28 protein-coding genes and 1 pseudogene are annotated in these 24,959 nt (G+C 51.3%); 12 read left to right on the top strand and 17 right to left on the bottom strand.

The annotated features are described in order from the left end of the window. Positions 1–192: 192 nt before the first annotated feature. Both yeaG and FDW98_RS10010 read left to right on the top strand, forming a co-directional pair. Positions 193–2,127 carry a protein kinase YeaG gene (gene yeaG / locus FDW98_RS10015; RefSeq protein ID WP_096757315.1) on the top strand — a complete coding sequence of 645 codons (1,935 nt, stop codon included), beginning with the start codon at positions 193–195 and terminating at the stop codon, positions 2,125–2,127. Between the two features lie 122 nt (positions 2,128–2,249). Then, a complete protein-coding gene (locus FDW98_RS10010; protein ID WP_096757316.1) occupies positions 2,250–3,527 on the top strand; it encodes a YeaH/YhbH family protein in 1,278 nt (425 codons plus the stop codon). Positions 3,528–3,576: 49 nt separating this feature from the next. Here the strand turns inward: FDW98_RS10010 and FDW98_RS10005 are convergent, their stop codons facing one another. From FDW98_RS10005 to FDW98_RS09995, 3 genes are read right to left on the bottom strand one after another with little or no spacing between them, the layout of a single operon-like run. Then, complete coding sequence (locus tag FDW98_RS10005; protein ID WP_170975205.1) at positions 3,577–4,239, bottom strand: CatB-related O-acetyltransferase; 663 nt, start codon at positions 4,237–4,239, stop codon at positions 3,577–3,579. A 38-nt stretch (positions 4,240–4,277) separates the two neighbouring features. Beyond that, on the bottom strand, positions 4,278–4,688 hold the full coding sequence (locus FDW98_RS10000) for a hemerythrin domain-containing protein (protein WP_096757318.1): 411 nt from the start codon (positions 4,686–4,688) through the stop codon (positions 4,278–4,280). Positions 4,689–4,701: 13 nt separating this feature from the next. Continuing rightward, a complete protein-coding gene (locus FDW98_RS09995; protein ID WP_096757319.1) occupies positions 4,702–5,472 on the bottom strand; it encodes a class I SAM-dependent methyltransferase in 771 nt (256 codons plus the stop codon). 177 nt (positions 5,473–5,649) lie between these two features. Here FDW98_RS09995 and dgcJ point away from each other — a divergent pair, with 177 nt between their 5' ends. The 3 genes from dgcJ (at position 5,650) to FDW98_RS09980 (ending at position 8,280) form a co-directional block, all read left to right on the top strand. Beyond that, positions 5,650–7,140, top strand: a complete 1,491-nt coding sequence (gene dgcJ / locus FDW98_RS09990) for a diguanylate cyclase DgcJ (RefSeq protein ID WP_096757320.1) — start codon at positions 5,650–5,652, stop codon at positions 7,138–7,140. 45 nt (positions 7,141–7,185) lie between these two features. After that, positions 7,186–7,689, top strand: a complete 504-nt coding sequence (locus tag FDW98_RS09985) for a YbaK/prolyl-tRNA synthetase associated domain-containing protein (RefSeq protein WP_096757321.1) — start codon at positions 7,186–7,188, stop codon at positions 7,687–7,689. Positions 7,690–7,833: 144 nt separating this feature from the next. Beyond that, complete coding sequence (locus FDW98_RS09980; protein WP_016152803.1) at positions 7,834–8,280, top strand: DUF441 domain-containing protein; 447 nt, start codon at positions 7,834–7,836, stop codon at positions 8,278–8,280. On the opposite strand, the pseudogene FDW98_RS09975 reads toward FDW98_RS09980, so the two are convergent. Further along, positions 8,263–9,055: pseudogene (locus FDW98_RS09975) on the bottom strand (helix-turn-helix transcriptional regulator); the annotation flags it as partial. The gene FDW98_RS09980 and the pseudogene FDW98_RS09975 sit on opposite strands and share 18 nt — an antisense overlap. A 99-nt stretch (positions 9,056–9,154) precedes the next feature. Between FDW98_RS09975 and FDW98_RS09970 the strand changes: the two are divergent. After that, on the top strand, positions 9,155–10,342 hold the full coding sequence (locus FDW98_RS09970) for a CynX/NimT family MFS transporter (RefSeq protein WP_096757322.1): 1,188 nt from the start codon (positions 9,155–9,157) through the stop codon (positions 10,340–10,342). A 37-nt stretch (positions 10,343–10,379) separates the two neighbouring features. On the opposite strand, the gene FDW98_RS09965 is transcribed toward FDW98_RS09970, so the two are convergent. Then, positions 10,380–11,087 carry a CTP synthase gene (locus tag FDW98_RS09965; protein ID WP_096757323.1) on the bottom strand — a complete coding sequence of 236 codons (708 nt, stop codon included), beginning with the start codon at positions 11,085–11,087 and terminating at the stop codon, positions 10,380–10,382. A 198-nt stretch (positions 11,088–11,285) separates the two neighbouring features. Between FDW98_RS09965 and FDW98_RS09960 the strand changes: the two genes are divergently transcribed. Further along, a complete protein-coding gene (locus FDW98_RS09960) occupies positions 11,286–11,633 on the top strand; it encodes a DUF488 domain-containing protein (protein WP_096757324.1) in 348 nt (115 codons plus the stop codon). Between the two features lie 7 nt (positions 11,634–11,640). Here FDW98_RS09960 and FDW98_RS09955 read toward each other — a convergent pair whose 3' ends face one another. Then, positions 11,641–11,889, bottom strand: a complete 249-nt coding sequence (locus FDW98_RS09955; protein WP_096757325.1) for a DUF333 domain-containing protein — start codon at positions 11,887–11,889, stop codon at positions 11,641–11,643. Between the two features lie 186 nt (positions 11,890–12,075). Between FDW98_RS09955 and FDW98_RS09950 the strand changes: the two genes are divergently transcribed. From FDW98_RS09950 to yoaJ, 3 genes are read left to right on the top strand one after another with little or no spacing between them, the layout of a single operon-like run. After that, entirely contained in the window at positions 12,076–13,101 is a 1,026-nt protein-coding gene (locus FDW98_RS09950) for a sensor domain-containing diguanylate cyclase (protein ID WP_096757326.1), read from the top strand. Positions 13,102–13,148: 47 nt separating this feature from the next. After that, the gene (locus FDW98_RS09945; RefSeq protein ID WP_096757327.1) at positions 13,149–13,247 is read left to right on the top strand and encodes a YoaK family small membrane protein; all 99 of its coding nucleotides are present in this window, start codon (positions 13,149–13,151) and stop codon (positions 13,245–13,247) included. Positions 13,248–13,249: 2 nt separating this feature from the next. Further along, complete coding sequence (gene yoaJ / locus FDW98_RS09940) at positions 13,250–13,324, top strand: protein YoaJ (RefSeq protein ID WP_099530266.1); 75 nt, start codon at positions 13,250–13,252, stop codon at positions 13,322–13,324. A 49-nt stretch (positions 13,325–13,373) separates the two neighbouring features. Here the strand turns inward: yoaJ and FDW98_RS09935 are convergent, their stop codons facing one another. Continuing rightward, positions 13,374–13,622 (bottom strand): GlsB/YeaQ/YmgE family stress response membrane protein, encoded by a 249-nt coding sequence (locus FDW98_RS09935; protein WP_096757328.1) that lies wholly within the window; start codon positions 13,620–13,622, stop codon positions 13,374–13,376. A gap of 358 nt (positions 13,623–13,980) precedes the next feature. Here FDW98_RS09935 and fdhF point away from each other — a divergent pair, with 358 nt between their 5' ends. Further along, positions 13,981–16,128 (top strand): formate dehydrogenase subunit alpha, encoded by a 2,148-nt coding sequence (fdhF, locus tag FDW98_RS09930; protein WP_096757329.1) that lies wholly within the window; start codon positions 13,981–13,983, stop codon positions 16,126–16,128. Between the two features lie 54 nt (positions 16,129–16,182). Here the strand turns inward: fdhF and FDW98_RS09925 are convergent, their stop codons facing one another. The 4 genes from FDW98_RS09925 to leuE all read right to left on the bottom strand — a co-directional run bounded on the left by FDW98_RS09925 (position 16,183) and on the right by leuE (position 18,398). Then, positions 16,183–16,827: a hypothetical protein gene (locus tag FDW98_RS09925; protein WP_096757330.1), complete on the bottom strand. Its 645-nt coding sequence runs from the start codon at positions 16,825–16,827 to the stop codon at positions 16,183–16,185. Positions 16,828–17,035: 208 nt separating this feature from the next. Then, on the bottom strand, positions 17,036–17,218 hold the full coding sequence (locus tag FDW98_RS09920; protein WP_096757331.1) for a DUF1869 domain-containing protein: 183 nt from the start codon (positions 17,216–17,218) through the stop codon (positions 17,036–17,038). 3 nt (positions 17,219–17,221) lie between these two features. Then, positions 17,222–17,584: a DUF1971 domain-containing protein YeaR gene (gene yeaR / locus FDW98_RS09915; protein ID WP_096757332.1), complete on the bottom strand. Its 363-nt coding sequence runs from the start codon at positions 17,582–17,584 to the stop codon at positions 17,222–17,224. Between the two features lie 175 nt (positions 17,585–17,759). Next, entirely contained in the window at positions 17,760–18,398 is a 639-nt protein-coding gene (gene leuE / locus FDW98_RS09910) for a leucine efflux protein LeuE (protein ID WP_096759415.1), read from the bottom strand. A 236-nt stretch (positions 18,399–18,634) separates the two neighbouring features. On the opposite strand from leuE, the gene ycaC reads away from it, so the two are divergent. Next, positions 18,635–19,261 carry an isochorismate family cysteine hydrolase YcaC gene (gene ycaC / locus FDW98_RS09905; RefSeq protein WP_096757333.1) on the top strand — a complete coding sequence of 209 codons (627 nt, stop codon included), beginning with the start codon at positions 18,635–18,637 and terminating at the stop codon, positions 19,259–19,261. 57 nt (positions 19,262–19,318) lie between these two features. Here ycaC and zinT read toward each other — a convergent pair whose 3' ends face one another. The 6 genes from zinT to FDW98_RS09875 form a co-directional block, all read right to left on the bottom strand. Continuing rightward, positions 19,319–19,963: a metal-binding protein ZinT gene (gene zinT, locus FDW98_RS09900; protein ID WP_371683355.1), complete on the bottom strand. Its 645-nt coding sequence runs from the start codon at positions 19,961–19,963 to the stop codon at positions 19,319–19,321. 63 nt (positions 19,964–20,026) lie between these two features. Continuing rightward, positions 20,027–20,617: an ATP-binding cassette domain-containing protein gene (locus tag FDW98_RS09895; RefSeq protein ID WP_096757335.1), complete on the bottom strand. Its 591-nt coding sequence runs from the start codon at positions 20,615–20,617 to the stop codon at positions 20,027–20,029. Next, entirely contained in the window at positions 20,601–21,395 is a 795-nt protein-coding gene (locus FDW98_RS09890) for an ATP-binding cassette domain-containing protein (protein WP_096757336.1), read from the bottom strand. The genes FDW98_RS09895 and FDW98_RS09890 overlap by 17 nt, the downstream gene beginning before the upstream one ends. Then, complete coding sequence (locus FDW98_RS09885; RefSeq protein ID WP_096757337.1) at positions 21,389–22,201, bottom strand: ABC transporter permease; 813 nt, start codon at positions 22,199–22,201, stop codon at positions 21,389–21,391. Before FDW98_RS09885 ends, FDW98_RS09890 begins: the two co-directional genes overlap by 7 nt. Continuing rightward, the gene (locus tag FDW98_RS09880) at positions 22,191–23,165 is read right to left on the bottom strand and encodes an ABC transporter permease (RefSeq protein WP_096759416.1); all 975 of its coding nucleotides are present in this window, start codon (positions 23,163–23,165) and stop codon (positions 22,191–22,193) included. Before FDW98_RS09880 ends, FDW98_RS09885 begins: the two co-directional genes overlap by 11 nt. Continuing rightward, a complete protein-coding gene (locus FDW98_RS09875; RefSeq protein ID WP_096757338.1) occupies positions 23,165–24,751 on the bottom strand; it encodes an ABC transporter substrate-binding protein in 1,587 nt (528 codons plus the stop codon). The genes FDW98_RS09880 and FDW98_RS09875 overlap by 1 nt, the downstream gene beginning before the upstream one ends. Between the last annotated feature and the right edge of the window lie 208 nt (positions 24,752–24,959).

Genomic DNA, 24,959 nt, shown 5'->3' with positions numbered 1-24,959 from the left:
GTTTTGCAAATGCCATCTACGCTTAATTTTAGAAGGTGTATCACTGAATACGTTGATCTTCTGACCATCAAAATGGCATGAGAGTTGCTTATTTTTCCAGCAGCGACGTCGTTCAGTTTACCTCTTCAGGGGCCTCTACTATTCATATGAACGGCTCTTAACATGTGCTAAAAAACGAAAGGACGGCATACCATGAATATATTCGATCACTATCGCCAGCGTTATGAAGCTGCCAAGGACGAAGAGTTCACGCTGCAGGAGTTTCTTACCACTTGTCGGCAAGATCGCAGTGCTTATGCCAACGCGGCAGAGCGGCTATTAATGGCTATTGGTGAGCCTGTCATGGTCGATACTGCCCATGAACCTCGACTTTCTCGACTCTTCTCTAACCGGGTTATTGCACGTTATCCCGCGTTTGAAGAGTTTTACGGCATGGAAGACGCGATTGAACAGATTGTCTCCTATCTGAAGCACGCGGCGCAGGGGCTGGAAGAGAAGAAGCAGATCCTGTATCTGCTGGGGCCTGTAGGGGGAGGAAAATCCTCTCTTGCTGAGCGACTGAAGTCGCTGATGCAGAGGGTACCGATTTATGTCCTGAGCGCCAACGGTGAACGCAGCCCGGTTAACGATCACCCGTTATGCCTGTTTAATCCGCAGGAAGATGCACAAATCCTGGAGAAAGAGTACGGGATCCCACGTCGCTATCTTGGCACCATTATGTCGCCATGGGCCGCGAAGCGTCTGCATGATTTTGGTGGAGACATCACTAAATTCCGCGTAGTTAAAGTGTGGCCGTCTATTCTGGAACAAATCGCTATCGCCAAAACGGAACCGGGCGATGAGAACAACCAGGACATTTCCGCGCTGGTCGGCAAAGTGGATATTCGTAAACTCGAACACCACGCCCAGAACGATCCGGATGCTTACGGCTATTCCGGCGCACTATGCAGGGCTAACCAGGGGATTATGGAGTTCGTGGAGATGTTTAAAGCACCGATTAAAGTGCTGCATCCTCTGCTGACCGCAACGCAGGAAGGTAACTACAACGGGACAGAAGGTATTTCTGCCCTGCCGTTTAACGGCATCATTCTTGCCCACTCAAACGAATCTGAATGGGTGACGTTCCGTAACAACAAAAATAACGAAGCCTTCCTTGACCGCGTATACATCGTGAAGGTTCCGTATTGCTTACGCATTTCCGAAGAGATCAAGATCTACGAGAAATTGCTTAATCACAGTGAATTGACCCACGCGCCGTGCGCACCGGGTACGCTGGAAACGCTGTCTCGCTTTACCATTCTTTCTCGCCTGAAAGAGCCAGAAAACTCGAGCATCTACTCGAAGATGCGCGTTTACGATGGCGAGAGCCTGAAAGACACCGATCCGAAAGCGAAATCCTACCAGGAGTACCGGGATTACGCCGGAGTCGATGAGGGGATGAACGGTCTGTCAACGCGCTTCGCGTTTAAGATCCTCTCCCGCGTGTTTAACTTTGACCATGTAGAAGTGGCGGCCAACCCGGTGCACCTGTTCTATGTTCTGGAGCAGCAAATTGAGCGCGAGCAGTTCCCGCAGGAGCAGTCCGAACGTTATCTCGAGTTCCTGAAAGGTTATCTGATCCCGAAATACGCTGAATTTATTGGCAAAGAGATCCAGACCGCCTATCTGGAATCCTACTCCGAGTATGGACAGAACATTTTTGACCGTTATGTCACCTATGCGGATTTTTGGATCCAGGATCAGGAATACCGTGACCCGGATACCGGTCAGCTGTTTGACCGCGAGTCGCTGAATTCAGAACTGGAAAAAATTGAAAAACCGGCGGGTATCAGCAACCCGAAAGATTTCCGTAACGAGATCGTCAACTTTGTTTTGCGCGCCAGAGCGAATAACAGCGGTCGTAATCCAAACTGGACCAGTTACGAAAAACTGCGCACGGTTATTGAGAAGAAAATGTTCTCCAACACCGAGGAGTTGCTGCCGGTCATTTCGTTTAACGCTAAAACCTCAACTGACGAGCAGAAAAAGCACGACGATTTTGTCGACCGCATGATGGAAAAAGGCTACACGCGTAAACAGGTGCGTTTACTGTGCGAATGGTATTTGCGCGTACGTAAATCGTCTTAACATAAGTGCCCGGTGGCGCATGCGCTTACCGGGCATGCAAAACAATGTTCCGTAGGCCGGATAAGCGCCAGCGCCATCCGGCACTTACAGACATGGCGAACAGTTGGCAGTACGGGGGGCATATGACCTGGTTCATAGACCGACGTCTTAACGGTAAAAACAAGAGCACGGTTAACCGCCAGCGCTTCTTGCGCCGTTATAAATCACAAATTAAACAGTCGATCTCCGAGGCCATTAATAAGCGTTCGGTGACTGATGTCGATAGTGGCGAGTCTGTCTCTATCCCAACCGATGATATTAGCGAACCGATGTTCCATCAGGGGCGTGGAGGCCTGCGCCATCGCGTACATCCGGGTAACGACCATTTTGTGCAGAACGACCGTATAGAACGCCCTCAGGGCGGCGGCGGGGGTTCAGGAAGCGGGCAAGGCCAGGCCAGCCAGGATGGAGAAGGCCAGGATGAGTTCGTGTTTCAAATTTCTAAAGATGAGTATCTGGATCTGCTGTTTGAAGATTTGGCACTGCCGAATCTGAAGCAAAATCAGCAACGTCAGTTAACGGAATACAAAACCCACCGTGCGGGCTTCACCTCCAATGGGGTGCCAGCCAATATCAGCGTGGTGCGTTCCCTGCAAAACTCACTGGCGCGCCGCACGGCGATGACGGCAGGTAAACGTCGGGAGCTGCACGCGCTTGAAGCTGACCTGGAGACTATCGCCAACACAGAACCGGCGCAGTTGCTGGAGGAAGAACGCCTACGCAAAGAGATTGCTGAACTGCGGGCAAAAATTGAACGCGTCCCGTTTATCGACACCTTTGATTTACGCTATAAAAATTATGAAAAACGACCCGATCCTTCCAGCCAGGCGGTGATGTTCTGTCTGATGGACGTTTCCGGCTCGATGGATCAGTCGACTAAAGATATGGCCAAGCGGTTTTACATTCTGCTGTATCTATTCTTAAGCCGAACCTACAAAAACGTGGAAGTGGTTTACATTCGCCACCATACCCAGGCAAAAGAGGTGGACGAGCATGAGTTCTTCTACTCTCAGGAAACCGGGGGCACCATCGTCTCCAGCGCGCTGAAGTTGATGGATGAAGTGGTGAAAGATCGTTACGATCCTGCCCAATGGAATATCTATGCAGCGCAGGCATCAGATGGCGATAACTGGGCGGATGACTCACCGTTGTGCCATGAGATTCTGGCGAAAAAACTGCTGCCGGTGGTGCGATATTATAGCTATATCGAAATCACCCGCCGCGCGCACCAGACCTTATGGCGTGAGTACGAGCATCTGCAATCGACCTTTGATAACTTTGCCATGCAGCATATTCGTGACCAGGATGATATCTATCCGGTGTTCCGGGAACTGTTTCATAAGCAGAGTGCCACAAGTTGAGATGAACCATTGAAGATCGGCCAGTTACGTACTGTTTCTGGCTGATTTTTCAACATGATACGCCTACTCTACGCCCAATTCGCCGTTTACTCTTTTCTTTGCCGCTCAACTCCAACGCTGAAATATCGCCAGATGACAACAGCGGTTGCAATGCCACCAACGTCTCTTCCGCCAGTTGATACAAATCCAGCGCCAGCAATCGTTTAATATCCTCTTCGGGAAGTCGATATCTTATGATCTTCGCCGGATTCCCGCCGACAATCGCATACGGAGGTACATCTTTGGTCACGACAGCACCCGCAGCCACGACAGCGCCTTCTCCAACCGTCACGCCAGGCATAATCATCGCGCGCATACCTAACCAACAGCCATCCTTGAGAACCGTGTCTCCGCGAAACTGGTAGGCATCGTTGATGGACGCCATAAAGGGGTAAAGACTTATCCAGTCCAACCGGTGGGTACTGTTTCCCCCCATAACAATCACGCTCTCGGCACCAATACAGACGAAATTACCGATGATCAACTTATCCAGATGCCCGAGCGGTTCCCACTCTCTGCTAACCTCGTCGCCGAGTAAATATCGCACGACTGAAGCCTCAAAGCCTTTATCCCAGCAGTCACTGTAATAACTGTGTGTCCCTTTGATCACAATATTGGGATTCGTCACTGTCTGGTGAAGATATTCCATTCTCGACCAGTGTTTTTCTGACATTCCAGTAGCCCTTTACTCAGTTATGTTCTGAACGCACATTACATCCTTTCTACCCGCGGATAGAAATCTTTATTTTCCCGCTGCATACGCTCAAACACTTTGCGTAATACGGTATTGGCGTCGCGTCTGAACGCCTCGTCATTACCCATCAGCTTGCTGGCAATATTCCAGCGGCGCGAAAACGCATCATACTCACCAACAATATCCGCCATTTCACGTTGAAATTGGGTACTGACCTGTCTGAGTTTACTATTCCCATCCTGTTCAATTTGAGGGTAAAGAAACTGATCTTCCGCTGACAGATGCGTTTTAATGATCGCACTCATGCTCACGATCGCCGCAGCAATTTGCTGCGCATTGGATGATACCCCGGACTGGCTTAACGTACGTAGAAAAGATATTTTTTCGAGAATATCAACGTGCTGATGTTTCATTTTATCCAGATTCATCCCTTCATCCTTTTTATTTTCCCTTTACGGAACAGCAGGCGATATAGTTGAGTTGGTGACGCTGTGCGCGGAAAAAGCGGAACATGTTAATAAAACGCTGGCGATTCTCATGCGTGCGTAGTCCGTTATAAGCAATTTTAAGGGCGCCGTTAAATCCCTCATCACGAATTAACCCCTGCGGCGACATTAGCGACATTTCACCATTTTGCTGTAGCACCTGTTCAAATCCCGCGCCAAGAAATAGATCGCGCCAGCCTTGCTGCGTCAGTGGACTCACATTTGACTTCACAACCTGCTGAAGCTGGTTTTGATCGCCCTCTCCCAGTTTTTGCGCCGTAAACATAATGTCATGGGTTAACAAGCGCCCACCGGGTTTCAGTACCCGATGGTATTCCGCAATCAACTTCGTCTTAGCCTTATCACCGTACATCGTGAGCATGGCTTCATTAATCACCACGTCAAAACTGTTGTCGGCGAAAGGAATAGTATTCGCATTAGCGGCCATGACATGAATGTGATTTTCCAGCCCATGGACGGCGACGTTATTCCTCGCCTTAACCAGCGCATTTTTATCCATATCAATGGCGTAAACGGTGCAGCCAAAACGTTGCACCAGTTCAATCGCCGTGGTCGCCATGTTACACGCCACTTCAAGCACCTGACTGTCTGACGTCAATTGCGACTGGCTGAACAGCCATTCTGTGGCTTCTATACCCCCCGGGCGCAGGCGGGTTTTCCCCAGGCTGGCTAAAAATGTATGGCCTGCTTTTTCCATCGTACTCATCGGCCTGTCTCCTTTTCTATAAGTTGCATTATAAATACAACATTAAAGATTAAAGGTGAAGAGTACGAATGATTTTTATTACAAAAATAGCCAACAATGGGGCATTCCCATACCGTTAGAGTGGACGTTTAGCGTGTGATAAACTGAAGTATCGGACTTACAGGGCTGAAAAACATTATGAAATTTCATCATAAAGCGCTCCGGCACTTTATCTCCGTAAGCGTTATTGTTTTGACCTCTTCTTTTCTGGTGTACGAACTGATTGCCAGCGATCGGGCAATGAACGCCTATATGCGTTATGTCATTGAGAAAGCCGACTCTTCTTTCCTGTATGATAAATACACTAATCAGAGTATTGCCGCCCATTTAATGCGCCGTTTTTCATCGCCCAAAGCCCCTGTTTCTGCTGAACAACGAAAAGCACTGTGCCAGGCATTTGAGCACGTTAACGGCACGTACGGGCTGAATCTCACCTCACATAGCTACCTGCCGTTACGCGGTACTTTACAGACCCACTCAGCAAACTGTATTGAACAACTTGATGACATATTCTTGTTGCCCGCTTTCGACCAGGCGGTCAACGTCAATCGTGAACTGGTCGATTACGGCCACGGATTAGCCACACTGGAGTATAAATTTCGTTATTACATTGATTTAAATAATAACTATATCTATTTCTACAACCTGATTAACTCTAATCAGTTCACGATGAATCATTGGTCTTTTTTGCAAAAAGGCACGCTGGGAATTCACCAGAACGATATCGATGATGTTTTTACCGGCCGCACCGTCATTTCCAGTATTTATGAGGATGACCTGACGCAAGAAAAAGTCATGAGCTTTATCACCCCGGTCTATTACGCCGGTAAACTCAAAGGCGTCGTGATGGTCGATGTGAACAAGGACAATCTGCGGCATATTTTTTATACCAGCGATCGTCCCCTCGTCTGGCGTTATCTGAACGTCACGTTGTCTGACGTCAGTTCAGGAAAAGAGATCGTCATCAACCAGAGTGAATCAAACCTGTTCCAGTATGTGCAATATGTTAATGATATTCCCGGCGGAATACGGATCACACTCTCCCTTGATTTAATGTACTTTATTGTCTCTTCCTGGAAAATTTTCGCTTTTTACCTGCTGGCAACCGCGCTACTGCTGAATTTGGTCAGAACCCACTTTCGTTTGTATCATAACGTCCGGCGCGAAAATATCAGCGATGCGATGACCGGGTTGTACAACCGTAAAATCTTAACGCCAACGCTTGAGCAACGTTTGCAGCAACTGGTCAACGCCGGAACGCGGGTGACATTTATCGCTATTGATTGTGACAAGCTAAAAACCATTAATGACACGCTGGGACACCAGGAAGGCGATCGTATTATCACTATTCTGGCCAAAGCGATTCAAAACGCGATCCGCAAAAGTGATTATGCTATTCGCCTCGGGGGCGATGAGTTCTGCATGATTCTGATCGATTATCCTGCCGAGCTCACTCCTCAGTTGCTGGAACGGATCGACGAGAACTTACACATTATTGCGCCGGGGACCTCCGTTAGCTTTTCTGCCGGTATTTATAATATGCAGCCGGGTGACACCATTAACGATGCTTACAAAGCCTCTGACGCCCAGCTGTATCTCAACAAACAGAAGAAGCACCCTCGTTCGTGATACTTTTTCTGCGCAGGATTTTTATTGTGATATCAGGAGTAAGACATGACGGAAGTAAATACAGGTAATGTAACCCATCAACGTTTGGTCGCGTTATTGTCGGAACACGGCGCAACGTACCGCGTGATCAGCCACGACGCCGTCGGCAAATGCGAGGCGGTATCAGAGATTCGTGGCACAGCCTTGGGTCAGGGTGCAAAAGCCCTGGTATGTAAAGTGAAAGGCAATGGCGTCAATCAGCATGTGCTTGCTATTCTTTCTGCCGATCAACAGGCTGATCTGAGCCAACTCGCCAGCCATCTTGGCGGCTTGAGGGCCTCCCTGGCAAGCCCTGCTGAAGTGGATGAACTGACGGGATGCGTCTTTGGCGCCATTCCTCCCTTCAGCTTCCATCCTCAGCTCAAGCTGGTCGCCGATCCACTCTTGTTCGAGCGTTTTGATGAGATTGCCTTTAACGCCGGGGTGCTGGAAAAGTCGGTCATTATGGACACCCAGGATTACCTGCGCATTGCGCAACCGGAGTTAGTCACGTTTCGCCGCACGCAATAACACGCTATAACGCCCCGTTACCGGCACAGAAACGCACGGTTATGCGTTCGCCCAAATAGCGTATACATCACTAAAAAAAGCCTGTTCCACCACGCATTTGCGCGTACAGTAAGCAGGCTTATTTTTTTTGGCAAGGAAACTACGATGTTTGATGTCACTCTGCTGATCCTGCTCGGACTGGCAGCTCTGGGCTTTGTCAGCCACAACACCACTGTCGCCGTTTCAATCCTGGTGCTGATTATTGTCCGTGTCACCCCGCTGAACACCTTTTTCCCGTGGATTGAAAAACAGGGCCTGACTGTCGGGATTATTATCCTGACGATTGGCGTGATGGCACCGATCGCCAGCGGAACGCTACCGCCCTCCACGCTCATTCACTCCTTCGTAAACTGGAAGTCACTGGTCGCCATTGCTATCGGCGTGTTCGTCTCCTGGCTGGGTGGACGTGGCGTCACGCTGATGGGCAGTCAGCCGCAGTTAGTCGCCGGGTTGCTGGTCGGTACGGTACTGGGCGTTGCGCTGTTTCGCGGCGTCCCTGTGGGGCCGCTCATCGCCGCGGGTCTGGTTTCGCTGATTGTGGGGAAACAGTAGCCAGCCCCGTCAGATAACGGCCTGGGGTTTGACCCAGGCCTTTTTTGAACATGGTGATAAAGGCGGTTGTTGAATCGTAACCCAGCATGTGGGCGACCTGCTGGACGTTACGACCATCAACCAGCGCCTGTAATGCCAGAATCAACTGTAGTTGCTGACGCCAGCGGCGAAAACTCAGCCCGGTCTCTTTCACCACCAGCCGGGCAAGATTGCGTTCGCTCATCGCAAACACGCTAGCCCACTGGCCCAAGGTCTGCCATTGCGCGGGCTCCTGCGCCATCGTTGCGACCATCCTGCGAATTTTCGGATGATCGGAAACCGGCAGCTGCATTTGCTCCTGCGGTTGCTGCGGAAGTTCATCAAACAAGACCTGCGTCAGCCGCTGCGTTGACGGCTCCAGCCGCTGGGCATCGGTTCTGGTCGCCAGCGAAAGAATCAGTTCCCGGCAGAGTGGGGATATTTTCAGCGTGCAGCAACGTTCAGGCATCACCACCGCCTGCGGTTCAATAAACAAAAAACACAGCTCAGCGCCAACGGTGACGTGATTACTGTGAGGGATCTCACCCGGGATCCACACCGCGTACTGGGGTGGCACCATCCACATGGCGTGTTCAACTTCACAGGTAATGGCGCCATGCAATGCCAGGATCAGTTGGCCTTTACGGTGCTGATGCAGCGGGCTGAAGAGTTCATCTTCCTGAGCCTGAATACAAAAAGCCACAGCGGCATCGTGATAGCGATCCGGCTCATACCCGTCCAGCCTCAGTCCCAGCATAACGTTGTCCGATTTTAGCGATAATCTGTCATTTTAGCTTGATTCATCCATGGTGTAAAAACGGTAAGGTATTGCCTCGCCTGACGATAAGAGAAAAAGATGACTTATTCCCCTTCCCCCCGCGGCAAGCAAGGTGCATTGCTGATTGCGGGTATCCTGATGATCGCCACCACGCTTCGCGTTACCTTTACCGGTGCAGCGCCGCTGCTGGATGCCATTCGCGCAGATTACGCGCTGACGACCGCCCAGACGGGGCTCCTGACTACCCTGCCGCTGCTGGCCTTTGCGTTAGTTTCCCCCCTGGCGGCGGGCGTTGCCCGTCGATGGGGTATTGAGCGCAGTCTGTTTGCCGCCATGCTGCTGATTTGCGCCGGTATTGCCATACGTTCATTGCCCTCGCCGCCATTCTTATTTGGTGGAACCACCCTCATTGGCTGTGGGATAGCATTAGGTAACGTGCTGCTTCCGGGGCTGATTAAGCGTGATTTTTCACAACATGTCGCAAAACTTACCGGGGCGTACTCGTTGACGATGGGAGCTGCGGCCGCCATTGGCTCAGCCATCGTGGTGCTGCTGACGCTTAACGGATTCGGCTGGCGCGGTGCGCTGATGATGTTGATGGTCTTTCCGCTGCTGGCGCTGTTTATCTGGCTACCACAGTGTCGCCAGACGAGCCATGCCACGATGAGTAACTCGCGCGCGTTGCATTCCCGAGGGATCTGGCGCTCCAGCCTCGCCTGGCAGGTGACGCTCTTTCTGGGGATCAACTCACTCGTCTATTACGTGATTATCGGCTGGTTGCCCGCTATTTTGATTAGCCATGGCTACAGCGAGGCGCAGGCGGGTTCGCTGCACGGTTTGCTGCAACTCGCTACTGCCGCACCCGGCTTACTGATCCCTTTAATCTTGTTTAAATTGAAGGATCAACGCGCCATTGCCGCTTTGGTCTCATTAATGTGTGCGATTGCAGCCGCAGGATTCTGGCTGCTACCCAACCAGGCCGTGTTGTGGACGATTTTATTTGGCTTTGGCTCGGGCGCGACGATGATCCTCGGACTGACGTTCATCGGGCTTCGTGCCAGTTCTGCGCACCAGGCCGCCGCGCTGTCAGGTATGGCGCAGTCTGTGGGGTACTTGCTGGCGGCGTGTGGACCGCCGTTAATGGGCAAAATTCACGACCTCAACGGTAACTGGCAGATACCGTTGATTGGCGTCGCCCTGCTAGCGACGCTGATGGCGGTGTTTGGCCTGTATGCCGGGCGCAACCGTGAGATAACCTCGCCATAACGCATGGGGCAGGCTCAGTGCAGACCTGCCCGACTTTTTATCCGCGCGCCGCGCGTAACATCGCCTGAACCAGCGGCACGGGTTTCCCCGCCAAGGCACCACGTTCATGTTGAAAGAGCGTGCCAACATAAAAAGGATGCGTCACCAGTTCAATAGCTCGAATATCTCCCGCCTCATCCCAGCCCGTCACGCGTAAATCCCCACGATCCAGTTCGTCGGCAAAGGCTTGCGATACGCCGTAGTTGCAGTGATAACCTTCGGAAATCACCTCCTGATTGTAGGCTCTGGCGATCAGCGTATTCGCCCGCAGTTCGATATCATCCGTTTTTTCGACCAGCGAGCAGCTCAACGGGGCAATTACCATGCGACCTTCGGTATCCGTTTCTGCGTGTGCGGCATCGTGCCAACCCAGCACGTTGCGGGCATATTCGAGGATGGCATGCTGAAAACCACCGCAGGTGCCGAGAAAGGGAATACTGTTTTCACGGGCGTAACGAATCGCCGTCAGTGCACCTTCTGGATGCTGATACGGGCTACCGGGCACCACCCAAATAGCGTCATAGCCGACCAGGTCCTCACCGCTATTAATATCCGATGTGGTTAGCCAGTCGTAATCCGCCATTAATTCCAGCACCGCGGCAGCGTCATCAATAGCAAGGGGAATCGCCTGATGCGCGACAATGTCAGGGTTGTAGTCACCGACCAGCGCAATGCGAAGGGTATTTTTTACAGGGGAAATGTCCATGAGAGTTTCCTTGTGTCCAGACAATAAGGGACAACATAAGGAGCCTCACCCTACCGATATTTTGTTGTTTTCACAATCCCTTAAATTGGGAGCCAGTCGCGACAAAATGCTATAATGGTCACGTTTTACGATCTTAATGTGCCGTAAAGACGATAATAAAACGTCTCCATTCGGTGATATAACGGAGCGGATTGAGAAATGAATATTCAATGTAAACGCGTGTATGACCCGGCTGAACAAAATGATGGTTATCGCGTTCTGGTCGACAGACTGTGGCCACGGGGGTTAAAAAAAACCGACCTGGCCTGCGATGAGTGGAATAAAGCGCTCACGCCCTCGACTGAATTACGCAAAGCATTTCATGCTGAACTTATTGATTTTAAACATTTCGCAGAACAATACCGCGCCGAGCTTGCTCAACAGCAGCAGGAAGGGAAACGGCTTGCTGACATCGCGCGTCAACAGACCGTCACGCTACTGTATGCGGCAAAAAATACGCAGCAAAACCACGCTCTCGTGCTGGCCGAGTGGCTACGTCAATGGTAGCAGGCTCTCACTGCGTTTTAGCCGGGTGATCTCTGCGCCAAAGCGCCCATTCGTCAATCACTTCTCCTCCGGGGAGCTTGCAGTCAGAACGTACCCCTTGCGGCGTTTGTACCGCAATCAGCGAACCTCCTTTTTGCTGGCAATAGACGGATGCCGGATTCGCCATACCCACTTTCGGTGGCATTGGTGCATCGGGTTGCGTCGAACATCCCGCTAACATCAGCATACTTGGCAACACAATAAACACAGATTTCATGACCGCTCCTGCAAATAATGTTATTGCGGAAGATTACCCTGACTGCCCGCCTACCTCCATGTTTTAGTGATGCGTTTTCATTCTCTGCTTACATTTCATACAGTTCGGCTTGTTTCATCTTTCACAGTGTTGTTTTATCATGCAGGCATCACCGTCGTTGTTACTACTCAGGAGTATTTACCTCTCATGTCTGACATGATCCTTGCCAGAGTCTCACAATCATTAGCCACCGAGCAGTCTGTTGAGGGTCTGGTTCGGCAACTTCTGGAGATGCTGGAAATGGTGACTGACATGGAGTCGACCTATTTAACCAAAGTCGATTTAGATGCACGCCTGCAGCATATTCTGTATGCACGTAACAGCCGACAGATGCATATACCCGAGGGTTTGTCGGTGCCGTGGGATGAAACGTTGTGCAAGCGCGCAATCGAAGAAAACTGCCTGTATAGTGATAACGTTCCCGCTCGCTGGCCAGACTGCACCGCCGCGTGCGCACTGGAAATTACCACCTTTTTGAGCACGCCGGTCCACCTTCCGGATGGGACGTTCTATGGTACGCTTTGCGCCACCAGCCGGCAGCAACAAACGTTGAGCCAACGCGGAGAGCAGGTCCTGCATCTGTTTGCGAGTCTGATTGCCCAGTCGATTCAAAAAGAGTCACTGGTGGCGCAATTACGTGAAGCGAATGCGGCACTCATTACACACTCCTATACCGATGCACTCACCGGATTACCGAATCGTCGGGCCATTTTCGAAAAAATGGAGACCCTCTTTTCGCTGGCTCGCCATTTGCAGCAAAAAATTATCGTCGCCTATATCGATTTAGATGATTTCAAGCTGATCAATGACCGTTTTGGCCATGAAGTTGGTGACCAATTCTTGATCCAGGTTGGGCAACGTTTGCGCCATGTGTGTAGTGAAAACGATATTCTCGGCCGACTGGGCGGCGACGAATTTCTCGTCGCGGGTCTGTCACAAAAAAGTGAAGGAGATCAACACACGCGCGTGCAGAGGGTTAAAGACCAGTTGCAACAACACCTCTGCGGCGACTATCAGCTTGGCGCTATCAGCCTGTTTTATCCTGGTGCCAGCCTGGGCGTGATTGAAGTTGATCCGCGAGAAACCGACTTAAACTGTGCGCTTCATAGCGCTGATAGCGCGATGTACCTGGATAAAAAACGTGCGGGCAAAACTGCTTTTGTCACGCATTAAGCCCTGTTATTCTGGCTCATCTTTACATAACGTTGGCTGGTGAAACCATGAGGATCGGTATTATTTTTCCTGTCATTATCTTCATTTCCGCCGTTGTTTTCTTATCCTGGTTCTTTATTGGCGGCTACGCCGCACCGGGAGCATAACCATGAAAAAAACAACGCTCATCATGATTGGTGTCGCCATTATTGTGGTACTCGGCACCGAGTTGGGCTGGTGGTAAAAAAATAAAGGCCACACGAAGTGGCCTTTATTTCGATATCTGTTTTGATTTAGCTTTTGACTTTTCTGTAGATAAACAGAACAACGAGCGCGCCGATAATCGCCACGACAAAGCTGCCAAAGTTGAAACCATCCACTTTGCCAAAGCCCAGCAATGTACTGATCCAACCGCCAACGACTGCACCGATAACCCCTAAAATAATAGTCATAAAGAATCCGCCGCCGTCCTTGCCTGGCATAATCCATTTTGCCAATATCCCAGCGATAAGACCGAAAATAATCCATGAAAGTATACCCATTTTTTTCCTCGCTTATGTTTTTACGTGAACGATTGACTCGCTGTTTAAAAGCATAGCATAGACCCGAAAAATTAATATTTGTGATCGCCATCACTTTGTATTTTCATCTTTTTCCGATGATTCATGAGATTAAAGCATCCTAAATGGCGATCTTTTCTGACGTTTATCGTCATTAATGTCGTTTCGTCAGTGACTTTACGTTTAATTTCGCAGCCAAACCCTACCGTGACTACGTTTTCAATTCTGGCACACTTTATGCTTTAACAGCCCGTCACTACGATACATCGTAGCCCGTGACCTGTTCACGCGGCTGCGTCTACAATTCGCGCTATTTCAGCATTTAACAGGTCTGTTATTGATGAAAAAAATCACCAGTGTATGCCCATACTGCGGGGCAGGGTGCAAGCTCAAGCTTGTTGTTGAAAATAACAAAATCATCCGCGCCGAAGCCGCTGAAGGGGTGACCAACCAAAACCAGCTATGTCTGAAAGGCTACTACGGTTGGGATTTTCTTAACGACACGCGCCTTCTGACTCCCCGTCTAACTCGCCCGCTGATCCGTTATGAAAAAGGGGGAAAGTTCACGCCCGTCAGCTGGGATGAAGCCATTCGCTACACCGCAAAACGCCTATCAGACATCAAAAATACTCATGGTCCCCGCGCCATCATGACTACTGGCTCTTCCCGTGGAACGGGAAATGAGACCAACTATGTGATGCAAAAGTTCGCGCGTGGCGTGCTCAACACCAACAACGTCGATTGCTGTGCTCGCGTATGCCATGGCCCTTCCGTTGCCGGATTGCAGGAAACCTTAGGCAATGGCGCAATGAGCAACTCCATCAGCGACATTGAAAATTCCAAATGCCTGCTCATCTTTGGCTATAACTGCGCAGACTCTCATCCGATAGTCGCCCGCCGGGTCATCAAAGCCCGTCAGAACGGCGCGAAAATCATTGTCTGCGATCCTCGCCGCATTGAAACCGCGCGTATTGCAGACCAGCACCTGCAGTTGAAAAATGGCTGTAACATGGCGCTGGTCAACGCCTTTGGACACGTGCTGATTGAAGAGCAGCTCTACGATCGTGAATACGTGCAAAAGCATGTCGAGGGCCTGGAAAGCTATTGGGAAACCGTAAAGGACTATGCGCCTGAAACCGTTGAACACCTCACCGGGGTGCCCGCTCAACAGGTACGCCAGGCGATGCGCACCTTTGCCGCCGCACCGTCAGCGACGGTGATGTGGGGAATGGGCGTGACGCAGTTCGGCCAGGCTGTCGACGTCGTGCGTGGGTTGTCGAGTCTGGCCCTGCTGACCGGCAATCTGGGTCGACCTAACGTCGGCGTCGGCCCGGTACGCGGGCAGAATAACGTTCAGGGCGCATGCGACATGGGCGTGCTTCCCAATCAATTTCCGGGCTATCAGGACGTTACCGATCCCGCGGTAAGAGCGAAATTTGCTCAGGCCTGGGGGATCGACGTCAACCTGATGGATGACAAGGTGGGCACACGGATCACCGAAGTCCCGCATCTGGCGATTGAAGGCAAAGTTAAAGCCTACTACATCATGGGGGAAGATCCGCTGCAAACCGAAGCCGATTTGGGCCTGGTTCGAGAAGGCTTCAACGCGCTTGATTTTATCGTGGTGCAGGACATCTTCATGACCAAGACGGCGGAAATGGCCGACGTTATCCTGCCCGCAACCTCATGGGGCGAACACGGTGGCGTCTTTACCTGCGCCGATCGTGGTTTTCAGCGTTTTGAGAAGGCGATCGAACCCACCGGGGATGTGAAGCGCGACTGGGAAATTATCAGTCTGCTGGCGACGGAAATGGGTTACCCAATGCAGTATCAAAACAACCAGCAAATCTGGGATGAGATGCGCGAACTCTGTCCGCTATTCTATGGGGTAACGTATGAGAAAATGGGCGATATGGGCCATATTCAATGGCCTTGCCCGGATCTCGATCACCCTGGCACCCCGTATCTCTATCAGAATAGTCGGTTTGATACCGCCAACGGTAAGGGCAAGCTGTTTGCCGCTCAGTGGCGAGCCCCTGCCGAAGTACCGGATGAAAAATACCCGATGGTGCTCTGTACCGTACGCGAAGTGGGGCATTACTCCTGTCGTTCCATGACCGGCAATTGCGCGGCACTGCAGGCGCTGGCAGATGAACCGGGCTATGTGCAAATCAATACTCAGGATGCCGCCAAACAGGGGATCCGTCATCGTGACCTGGTGTGGGTGAGTTCCCGTCGTGGGAAAGTCATCAGCCGTGCCGATGTCTCTGAACGCATCAATAGCGGAACGGTATATATGACGTATCAGTGGTGGATTGGCGCATGTAACGAGTTAACCCAGGATAATCTTGATCCTATCTCGAAAACGCCGGAAACCAAGTATTGCGCGGTGAATATCGAACACATCACCGATCAAAATTGGGCGGAGAAGTATGCTGCGCAATCGTATAGCGAGATGAAGTCACGTTTATGTGAAGCTATTGCGTAAATAAGAGTACGCACAGCCTGAGTCTTTTGTTCAAGGCTCAGGCTGTTATTTCGATCACTTAGCCAGCAGCGGCTTGCCCACACGAACAAATGCGTATTCTTCCTTCTTATCTTGCCGCATAAAACCAAGGTTCATCAGAAATAATCCCACCATAAACGGCAGTTCATACAGCTCTTCAATAAGATCGCCGTAATGGGCATTATGCAGAAACAGTGGCGACAGCAGACGATGATGTTCTACGGTGTCAGATATCAAAAATGCACAGGTGGTGATTGCCAGCAGCCAAATCGGCAGCGGTTCATTGCGTACACGACGTGCAATATCCTGCCGTAAGCGCTTCGACAGTAACACTGGCAGAATAATCACGGCAATAAACACGACTGAGATGGTTCTGAACAGGAGTTTAGGATGCTCAGGGAAATAATCACGGCCCCAGCTGGTGCTTCTGCCCAGTAAAACCAGCCACCACACTGCCGCCCACAGCCAAAATTGCTTCTCACCTTCAGGACGAGATAAAGGCCGAATATAGCCGAGAGTAAATATCGCGCCAAACAGTAGCCACAGCGCTTGCCCATTTTCAATCCATCTGACAACGGTGCCGTTTAACAGAGGAAGATTCCAGTTTGCGGTGAACGGGATCGCGACGATGACCAATCCAAGAATGGGTGTGGGTAATGTAAGCTGGGTGTTCAATTTCATAAGCAAGATGTTCTGTAATGTTACTGTGTACCGATCATAATCCCTGTGGATGGTTGCCTATTAGCAATGAATGCGATGTTCTTAAGGTTTTCTTAAGAATTCTTTTTTCGGACTATTTAAGTAACCAGTCACAGGATGTCAGTCAATAAAAAAACCGCAGTACGCTGCGGTTTTTTATATAAATCATAGAGTAACGGCGCTTATGGCGTTACCAGCCGCAAACATCGTGCTCATTTTCTGTATCGTACGAACGTACGGTATTCACCAGATCTTTGACCACTTCGGCTGCCACGTCGGGTACCAACAGCGTCATTGGCGCTTCCGTTTCATAATCAACAGAAACGCCATTGCTGTTATTGGTTACGGTGACGGTATAGGTTGCTTTACTCATGACTCACTCCTTGCCGGTACGCACGACTTTTCGTTGATTAGCACTCTCCATCAGAACCTCAGGCGCAACGAAAAAATCGATATTAAAGTAGGTGTCGTCGGTCATCACTTCGATGTTATGCCATTTTTCCGGTGGGAAAACGCCAAACTGACCGGCTTCAATAATCATCACCTCTACGGGTTCCGGGCTGTGCTCATCTGCGAATCCGAGATATTTGACCGCCCCCTGCATAACCGACAGTCGAGGATAAACCCCCGCACGGGTACCTTTATCAAGGTGGCGTTCGAAAATTCCGGCAGGCGCAGTGTCTTTGTTCCAGAACGGCGTTGAGCGTGTATGAATGTGATTCTGTGGAATTTGAAGCATCTTTCTTCCCTTTTCCAGTCGACAACCAGCGAGCCTTATTGAACCGCTGCTGTGAACAGGGTACGCCTCAAAATATACATTTAAAATACCATTTATTGGTTAGTATTCTTACTGATGGGCAATGATAAGAATGGGGAAAAACGCAAAGCCCGCCGCCTGGAGCGGGCTAATGGCGTTAAGACTGAAGCGTCGCCAGACGGGCTGCAAATCCCACAAAAATTAAACCGATAAGGGAATTGCCCACCTTCGCCAGTTTCTTCTTGGTGCGAATATACTGCGTGACAAAAGCACCTGAGAAAATAAGGAAACTCAGATAGAAGAAGCTCACGATTTCAAGCGTAATGGCCAAAATAAAGAACGACAACCCTGAATGTGGTGCATTGACGTCAATAAATTGAACGAAAAACGACACATAAAACAGAATGGCTTTTGGATTAGTCAGACTCAAAATTAATGCACGTTTGAAAATAGCACCAAAGGGCGTTTCTTCGGCCGCAGTCTCCGTGGCCCTCGACTTTAACGTGGCATACAGAATCTTCGCGCCGAGATATAACAGATAAAAAGCCCCCAGATAACGCACGATATTAAACAAAACGGGCGTTGTTTTGATCAGTGCCGCAACACCTGCGTAGGCCAAAAACATCAGCACGGCATCACCGATGAACACCCCGCAGGCTGCAAGGTAACCGCCCTTCACCCCTCGCCCTACGCTGTTCTTCAGCACGAATATCGTATTGGGCCCCGGTACCAGTACAATAAAAATAGCCCCCACCAAATACGTCCAGTAATTCAGAACTCCATACTCTGCGAACACGTTAACCTCTTCCTGATAAAACACATGCACTTGCTGCGAGACAATATGCTAACGAATGCATCACCTGATGGAAAGAGAAGCTTATGAATAGCGCACTCTGTTGCAGAATATTTTTCGTTCCAGATTTACAACGATGAAACTCATTTTTGCGACTACCCAATACCCCGGATAGCCACTACTGTTTATCAATAGATTTCGCCGTCGAGGCCCCCTCTCATCACCTGGAGAAAGAAAAAATGACGATTACCTATAAACGTGTGGACAAAGATCAGGCTGCCGTACTGTTGGTCGATCACCAGGCAGGTTTACTGTCGCTGGTCCGTGATATTGATCCCGACAAGTTTAAAAACAACGTGCTGGCGCTGGCCGATCTGGCGAAGTACTTCAAACTCCCCACCATTCTGACCACCAGCTTTGAAACCGGTCCTAATGGCCCTCTGGTTCCTGAGCTGAAAGCGCTGTTTCCTGACGCCCCTTACATTGCCCGCCCGGGGCAGATTAACGCCTGGGACAACGACGATTTTGTCAACGCGATTAAAGCGACGGGTAAAAAACAGCTGATCATCGCCGGTGTCGTCACCGAAGTGTGCGTCGCCTTCCCTGCGCTATCGGCCATTGAGGCAGGGTTCGACGTGTTCGTGGTTACCGATGCGTCCGGTACCTTTAACCCGCTGACCCGCGACTCTGCCTGGAACCGTATGTCTTCTGCCGGCGTGCAGTTGATGACCTGGTTCGGTCTGGCCTGTGAATTACACCGCGACTGGCGTAATGACGTTGAAGGGCTGGGCACGCTGTTTTCCAACCATATTCCTGACTATCGCAACCTGATGACCAGTTACAGCACGCTGGCTTCCGGAAAATAATATCCGCAATTTATCAACCCGCCGTTATCGGCGGGTTTAAATACAGCCGGATGGGAATTAATGATGCAGCATCTCGTCAATCACCGCTTCTGCTTTGAGCTGATACGGATAATAGGTTGGCCAGTTGTCCATCTCTTCAAGCAGCGCTGCCTGTGAGGTATTTCCCATAAAGATGTGATAGTGGCTCGAATTGCGTGGCGCGATAATATGATCGCTAAATTGAACGTATTTAGGCGCCTGACTATTTGCCTCTTTGCACTCAAACAGATACCGCACACCTTTCTTGCCTGACGTATAGGTCAATATTTTGTATCCGGCATAGTCATATTTACACGATGCAACCTTATTACCCGTATGAAATTCCATCACACCGTTCTCGATACCGATAGTGTCCACGCTAGTGGCATAGCCTGTGCGGTAATAGGTTTTATACTCCTCCGCCGTTTTACTTTTATCCTTTTCGGCCTTCTGCTTGAATACCGGATCCAGTTCACCGCTCTGCAGATAAGGGTACACGGACTGCCACACGCCATCCCAGTCGCTCAGGGCCCTGTCCTTCACATGGCTATTATCAAAAACGCCCTCTGACGCTTTTTGCTCTATTTCTGTCATCGGTGCGCCATGGGAATGGTGCCCATGTGCCAGTACCTGACTACTGGCTAACAGCATTCCCAAAACAACCGCCAGTCTTTCCAAACGAATAGCCAAAATTTCACCCTCAATATGGTTGCGAGTGAATTGTTATAATATAACGTAACAATATAATCAACGATTATGCAGCATTCGCGAGCAAACTTGATCAAGCAATGCCTGCTGATGGCTGATAATAAGCATACCTAACGGTCGACGCTGGCATTCTTCAAGAAGCAGCGCCCATATGTCTCGTTGAATAGAAGGGTCAAGCTGGGCGGTAATTTCATCGGCAATGAGAAAACGCGTGCGCGGATCAAGCGCGCGCAGTAGCGCAATACGCGCCAGTTCACCACCAGAAAGCTGCCCGGGTCGGCGGGTTAACCACTCGGGATTGATATGTAAACGGGCGAGCGTTGAGGCATCCGGCTGCCAGGCATCCCGCACCGCATCACCGGTACTTCGCCAGGGGTTGAACGTCAATTCAGGATGTTGCGGCACCAGTTGTACCGGGCAATATTGCCCGACCGGTAACGGTTTATCATCGACTAAAATCTCACCGGAGGTTGGTTTTTGCCAGCCAGCCAGCACGCGTCCCAACGTGGTTTTCCCGGTCCCGCTAGGAGCGCAAATCCCCATGCGCTCCCCGACAGCCAGCGAGAACGTCAGGCTTTGCCACAGCACCTTACCGCCCTGGCGTATAACAACATCACGACAGCACAGCATTCAGCTCTCCAAATAGTTGGTTTCTCTCAGGTAACGCCCGCCATTGCCGCTGCAAATGTTCGCTGATATCGCCACGCAGCAGCTGTTCCCGGCTCACGTTATCCGATACCCGTCCCTGATGCAGGGCAACAATCCGGTCCGCATGGCGTGCAGCCAGCGTGAGATCGTGGGTTACCCACAGCACACCGCAGCCCTGCTCGCAAAGGCCTCGTAAATGCCCCAGCAGTTGATTCGCCAAAGGCGCATCCAGCCAGGCGGTAATTTCGTCAGCAAGGATATAGCGCGCCTGACTGAGTGACGCATGGCACGCCAGAACACGTTTTGCCATCCCACCGGACAGCTGGCGCGGGAAAGCACCTAATACGCTGGTGTCCAGTTGGCTCCGTTCAAGAAGTTGCGTTACCTTCCCCGCGTCCCAGGGATGACCGGAGAGTTGACTCGCTCTTTTCAAATGCTTTTCAATGGTCAGCAGTGGATTAAGCGCCTGAACCCCTTGCGGTACATAACTAAAGGTATTGCCGCGACATGCACGGATGTCATTACGATCCAGCGTTTTTCCATCGAGGGTTATCGCGCCCTGAACGCGCAGATTGTCTGGTAACAGATCGAGCAGACACTGCAACAGCAGACTCTTACCTTCCCCGCTGCCGCCGACTAATGCCACCATTTGACCGGGGGCAATATCAAAAGAAATATCCTGGAGTAGCGATGACCACTTTCTCGCGCCGTACCAACGATAACGCGCCACGTCCAGCGAGACCTGCTGTAAACTCAACATGCGTCACCTCTCAACCACAAACGATGTACCGCCCGGGCAAACTGATCAAATAACATCACCAGGCTGAACAGCATTAACCCCGGAAACAGCACCAGCCACCAGTTGCCGTGGCTGATAAATCGCAGCGCATCCGCCAGCAACAGACCCAGCGACGGCTCATGCGGCGCCAGCCCGAAACCAAGAAAACTTAACGCCGCGCTATGTAACACCGCGTGCGGAAACATCAACAACGTCCCGGTCAACCATTGTGGCAATAGCGCAGGTAAGTAGTGATGACGCCAGCAGTAAAAATGCCCGTGTCCCAGCCGCCGGGTCAGCATCAGGTAGTCACTGTGTGCGACGCGTTCCGCCTCCGCGCGCAGGATCAAGGCCAGACGCGGCCAATGGGTCAGCGCAACCGCCAGCACCACCCCACTTTTACCACCGCCGAGAGTAAAGCAGATCAAAATCAGCAGCAGCAGATGCGGCATCGACAACATCGCGTCGGTGACTAAGCGCATCAGAACATCCATGCGCGGATGCAAACGCGAAACCGCCGCCATCAATAAAGCAATTACCCCGCTACACACCGCCGCGCCGATACCAATTTGCAGGCTGGTTAACGCCCCCTGAAAGCAGCGCCCCCATAAATCACGCCCGAGATTATCGGTGCCAAACCAGTGCAGCGCATCCGGTGGCAAATGGCGGGCCAGCAGATTAACGCTCAGTGCACTATCCAGCGTAGCGTTGCCATAAATGGCGATGAAGAGTAAACCGCCCGCAGACAGCAGAAGGCGAATCAACGTTGGGGTTGGGTTATAGAGCATCTGGACGCTCCACCGCGCGATTTAGCACATGGACTAACCAGGAAGAGAGCGAGTTGCCGATGAATACCAGAACGGTGCTGAACAAGACAATCCCCATCAGCAGCGGCACATCGCCGCGTAATCCGGCATCAATGGTCGCCTGCCCCAGTCCGGGATACGCAAAGACTTTTTCTGCCAGCAATGCGCCGCCAAAAAGTTCGCCAAGCGAAGCAAATTGCAGGCACAGCGCAGGCGTTATCGCATGACGCAGGACCTGGTGGCGCAGCAGCGACCATCCCTTGTCTCCCTGCGAGCGAGCAAAGCGAACGAAGTCGCTTTTCATCACGCTGGCGATACTTTCGCGGGTGTGTAGCGTAATTTGCCCTAACCCCAATAAACTGAGGGCGCATACCGGAAGAATCAGATGACGCAGACGCTCTGTGAAGCCAGCCATATCACCACTGTTACCAGGCTCCCACGCGCAGCAGACCGGGAGCACCGGCCAGCGCACCGCAAACACGGCCAGCAGCAGCATTCCTATCCAGAAGGTTGGCAACGATGAAAGCAGATAGCTGAGGCGGCAGATCATTTTATCCGGCCAGCGGTTCAGGAAGCGCCCGGCAACGAACCCCATTGCCGTACCCAGTAACCCCGACATCAACCATGCACCACAGAGCAGAGCAAACGAGGTCGCAAAACGCTCTTTGATCACGCTGGCGACCGGTGCATTAAACAGCATCGAATACCCGAGATCGCCCTGTAAGACGCGTGCAAACCAGTGCCCGAAACGCTCCCACAGCGGCTGATCCAGCCCCCAGCGTGCGGCGATACGCGCATACTGTTCTGGCGGAACATGCAGGAGATCGTTACCAATATAGGCACGAATCGGATCGACCGGCGAGAAGCTGAGCAAGATGAAGGTGCCAGCAGCGACCAGCACCAACAATACGATCAGCCGCAGAAAATGACCCACAACAGACTTCATCAACGGCAGGTCCAGGTCCATTCTTCAAGATTGTTGAGCACGGACCAGCTGCCGTGAATTTCCGGCGCCCCTTTGCCCAGGTCAATGCACGGATTAGCCAGATAAGTATGCTGGATATTCAGCAACCATGCCCACGCAGCGTCACCCTGAACGCCTGCACCCTGCTTGCCATCCCACTCCACCTGCTGCCAGAAAGGCACTGCTTTTTGCCAGTCCGGCGCATCAATGGCCTGTTTGAGATGCTGTTCAACCGCAGGATTGCTGTAATAACCGGGGTTGTAATACTCAATGCCCGCAGCCTGCCCGCTGTAGTGATGGAAAAGCTCCATCGGATCTAAACTCCCCCAACCAAACAGCGTGGGATTCGAATGCATGTGGCGCTCAACGGTTTCCCAGCTTCCGGATTGCAGCGACACCGCAATGCCAACAGGTTCGAGCATGGCACGCACCGCTTCGGCTAAATCACGACGCGTACTGTCGCCGCTCGCATACCATAAGGTCAGACGGACTGCTTTGCCGTCTTTTACACGTACACCATCCGGGCCAACTTTCCAGCCAGCCTGTTCCAGAAGCGCACGCGCTTTGTCACTGTCGCCATCTTTAAACGCAACCGACGGTCCCTGCCACGGCAGTCCCTGCACCGCGCTGTACGCCGGGATAGCGTGGCCTTCCATAACCTGTTCAGCGAGCTGCTTACGATCGATGGCGTAGTTGATGGCCCGTCTGATCGCGACGTCGGCCGTTATATCGTTACCGACCGGATAACCGTTAGCATCTTTTTTACCCGCAGGGACCATCGGGAACACGATCCCCCGGTTCTCTACGCTGTTGCGAACCCACAGTTTCAAATTATCTTGCTGAGGTGCAACGGCCATTGATGGCGCAATACGCACCAGCCCCAGTTGACCACTGCGTGCGGCCGCGTAAGCGTTATCTTCGTCGAGGAAAACAAACACCAGCCGGTTAAAATCATTTTTCTTACCCGCGTACCAAGGGTTCGCTTCGACGATCAGCTGTTGGCCCGGCTGAAAACTCACCAGCCGATAAGGGCCTGCGCCAATTGGATTTCTGGCAAAGGTTTTTTCATCGTATTGTTTTGCCGGAACAATGCCTAACGAGCCCAGCACGTTCACAAACGTACTCTGCGGACTGCGTAGCGTCATTTCTACCGTGCGATTGTCTTTCAGGCGGGCATGGGTGAAATTCCCCATGTCGATTTTCCCACCGCTTGTCGCGGCTTTGTTGAAGGTAAATACCACATCTTCCGCCGTGAGCGGGGAGCCATCAGAGAATTTAAGATCGGGTTTTAAGGTTAATGTCCAGGTTTTCCCATCAGCGCTGGTCTCCACCTTCTCCGTCAGCAGGCTTCCCCAGCTCATATCGGCATTTTGTTTTAACAAAGGTGCATGCAGGAGCAAATAGCTGCCGTGACTCCAGCCTAGCATTGGGTCGAATCCCTCCGTGGGTTCGGGTCCAATTGCCAGTTTCAATGTTTGCCCTTCCACCGCCGGTTGTGCTGCGAAAAGGGAGGTCGAAAATGCCAGAGTCAGTGCGCACGTCAACCGTGCCAGCTTGCCGTTAATCATTACCTTATCCCGCTTTTGCGTTGTTTTTATACCGCACAACAGCACATACCCGTTGTGAGGTCTCCTGGGGAAGGGATTATGGCGGACCACTTTGGCTAAAAAAATGATACAGCGCAGAAAAGTATGACGATTTTAAAAAAACATCATACAACTGTCGAATTCTCACCTCTCGACGTGCAGTGATTAACTACCGTGATTTTTATCTCCT

The organism is Citrobacter sp. wls711 (assembly GCF_005281055.1).
Taxonomy (GTDB): Bacteria; Pseudomonadota; Gammaproteobacteria; order Enterobacterales; family Enterobacteriaceae; genus Citrobacter; species Citrobacter gillenii.
This window is presented reverse-complemented; position numbering and strand designations above follow the sequence as displayed.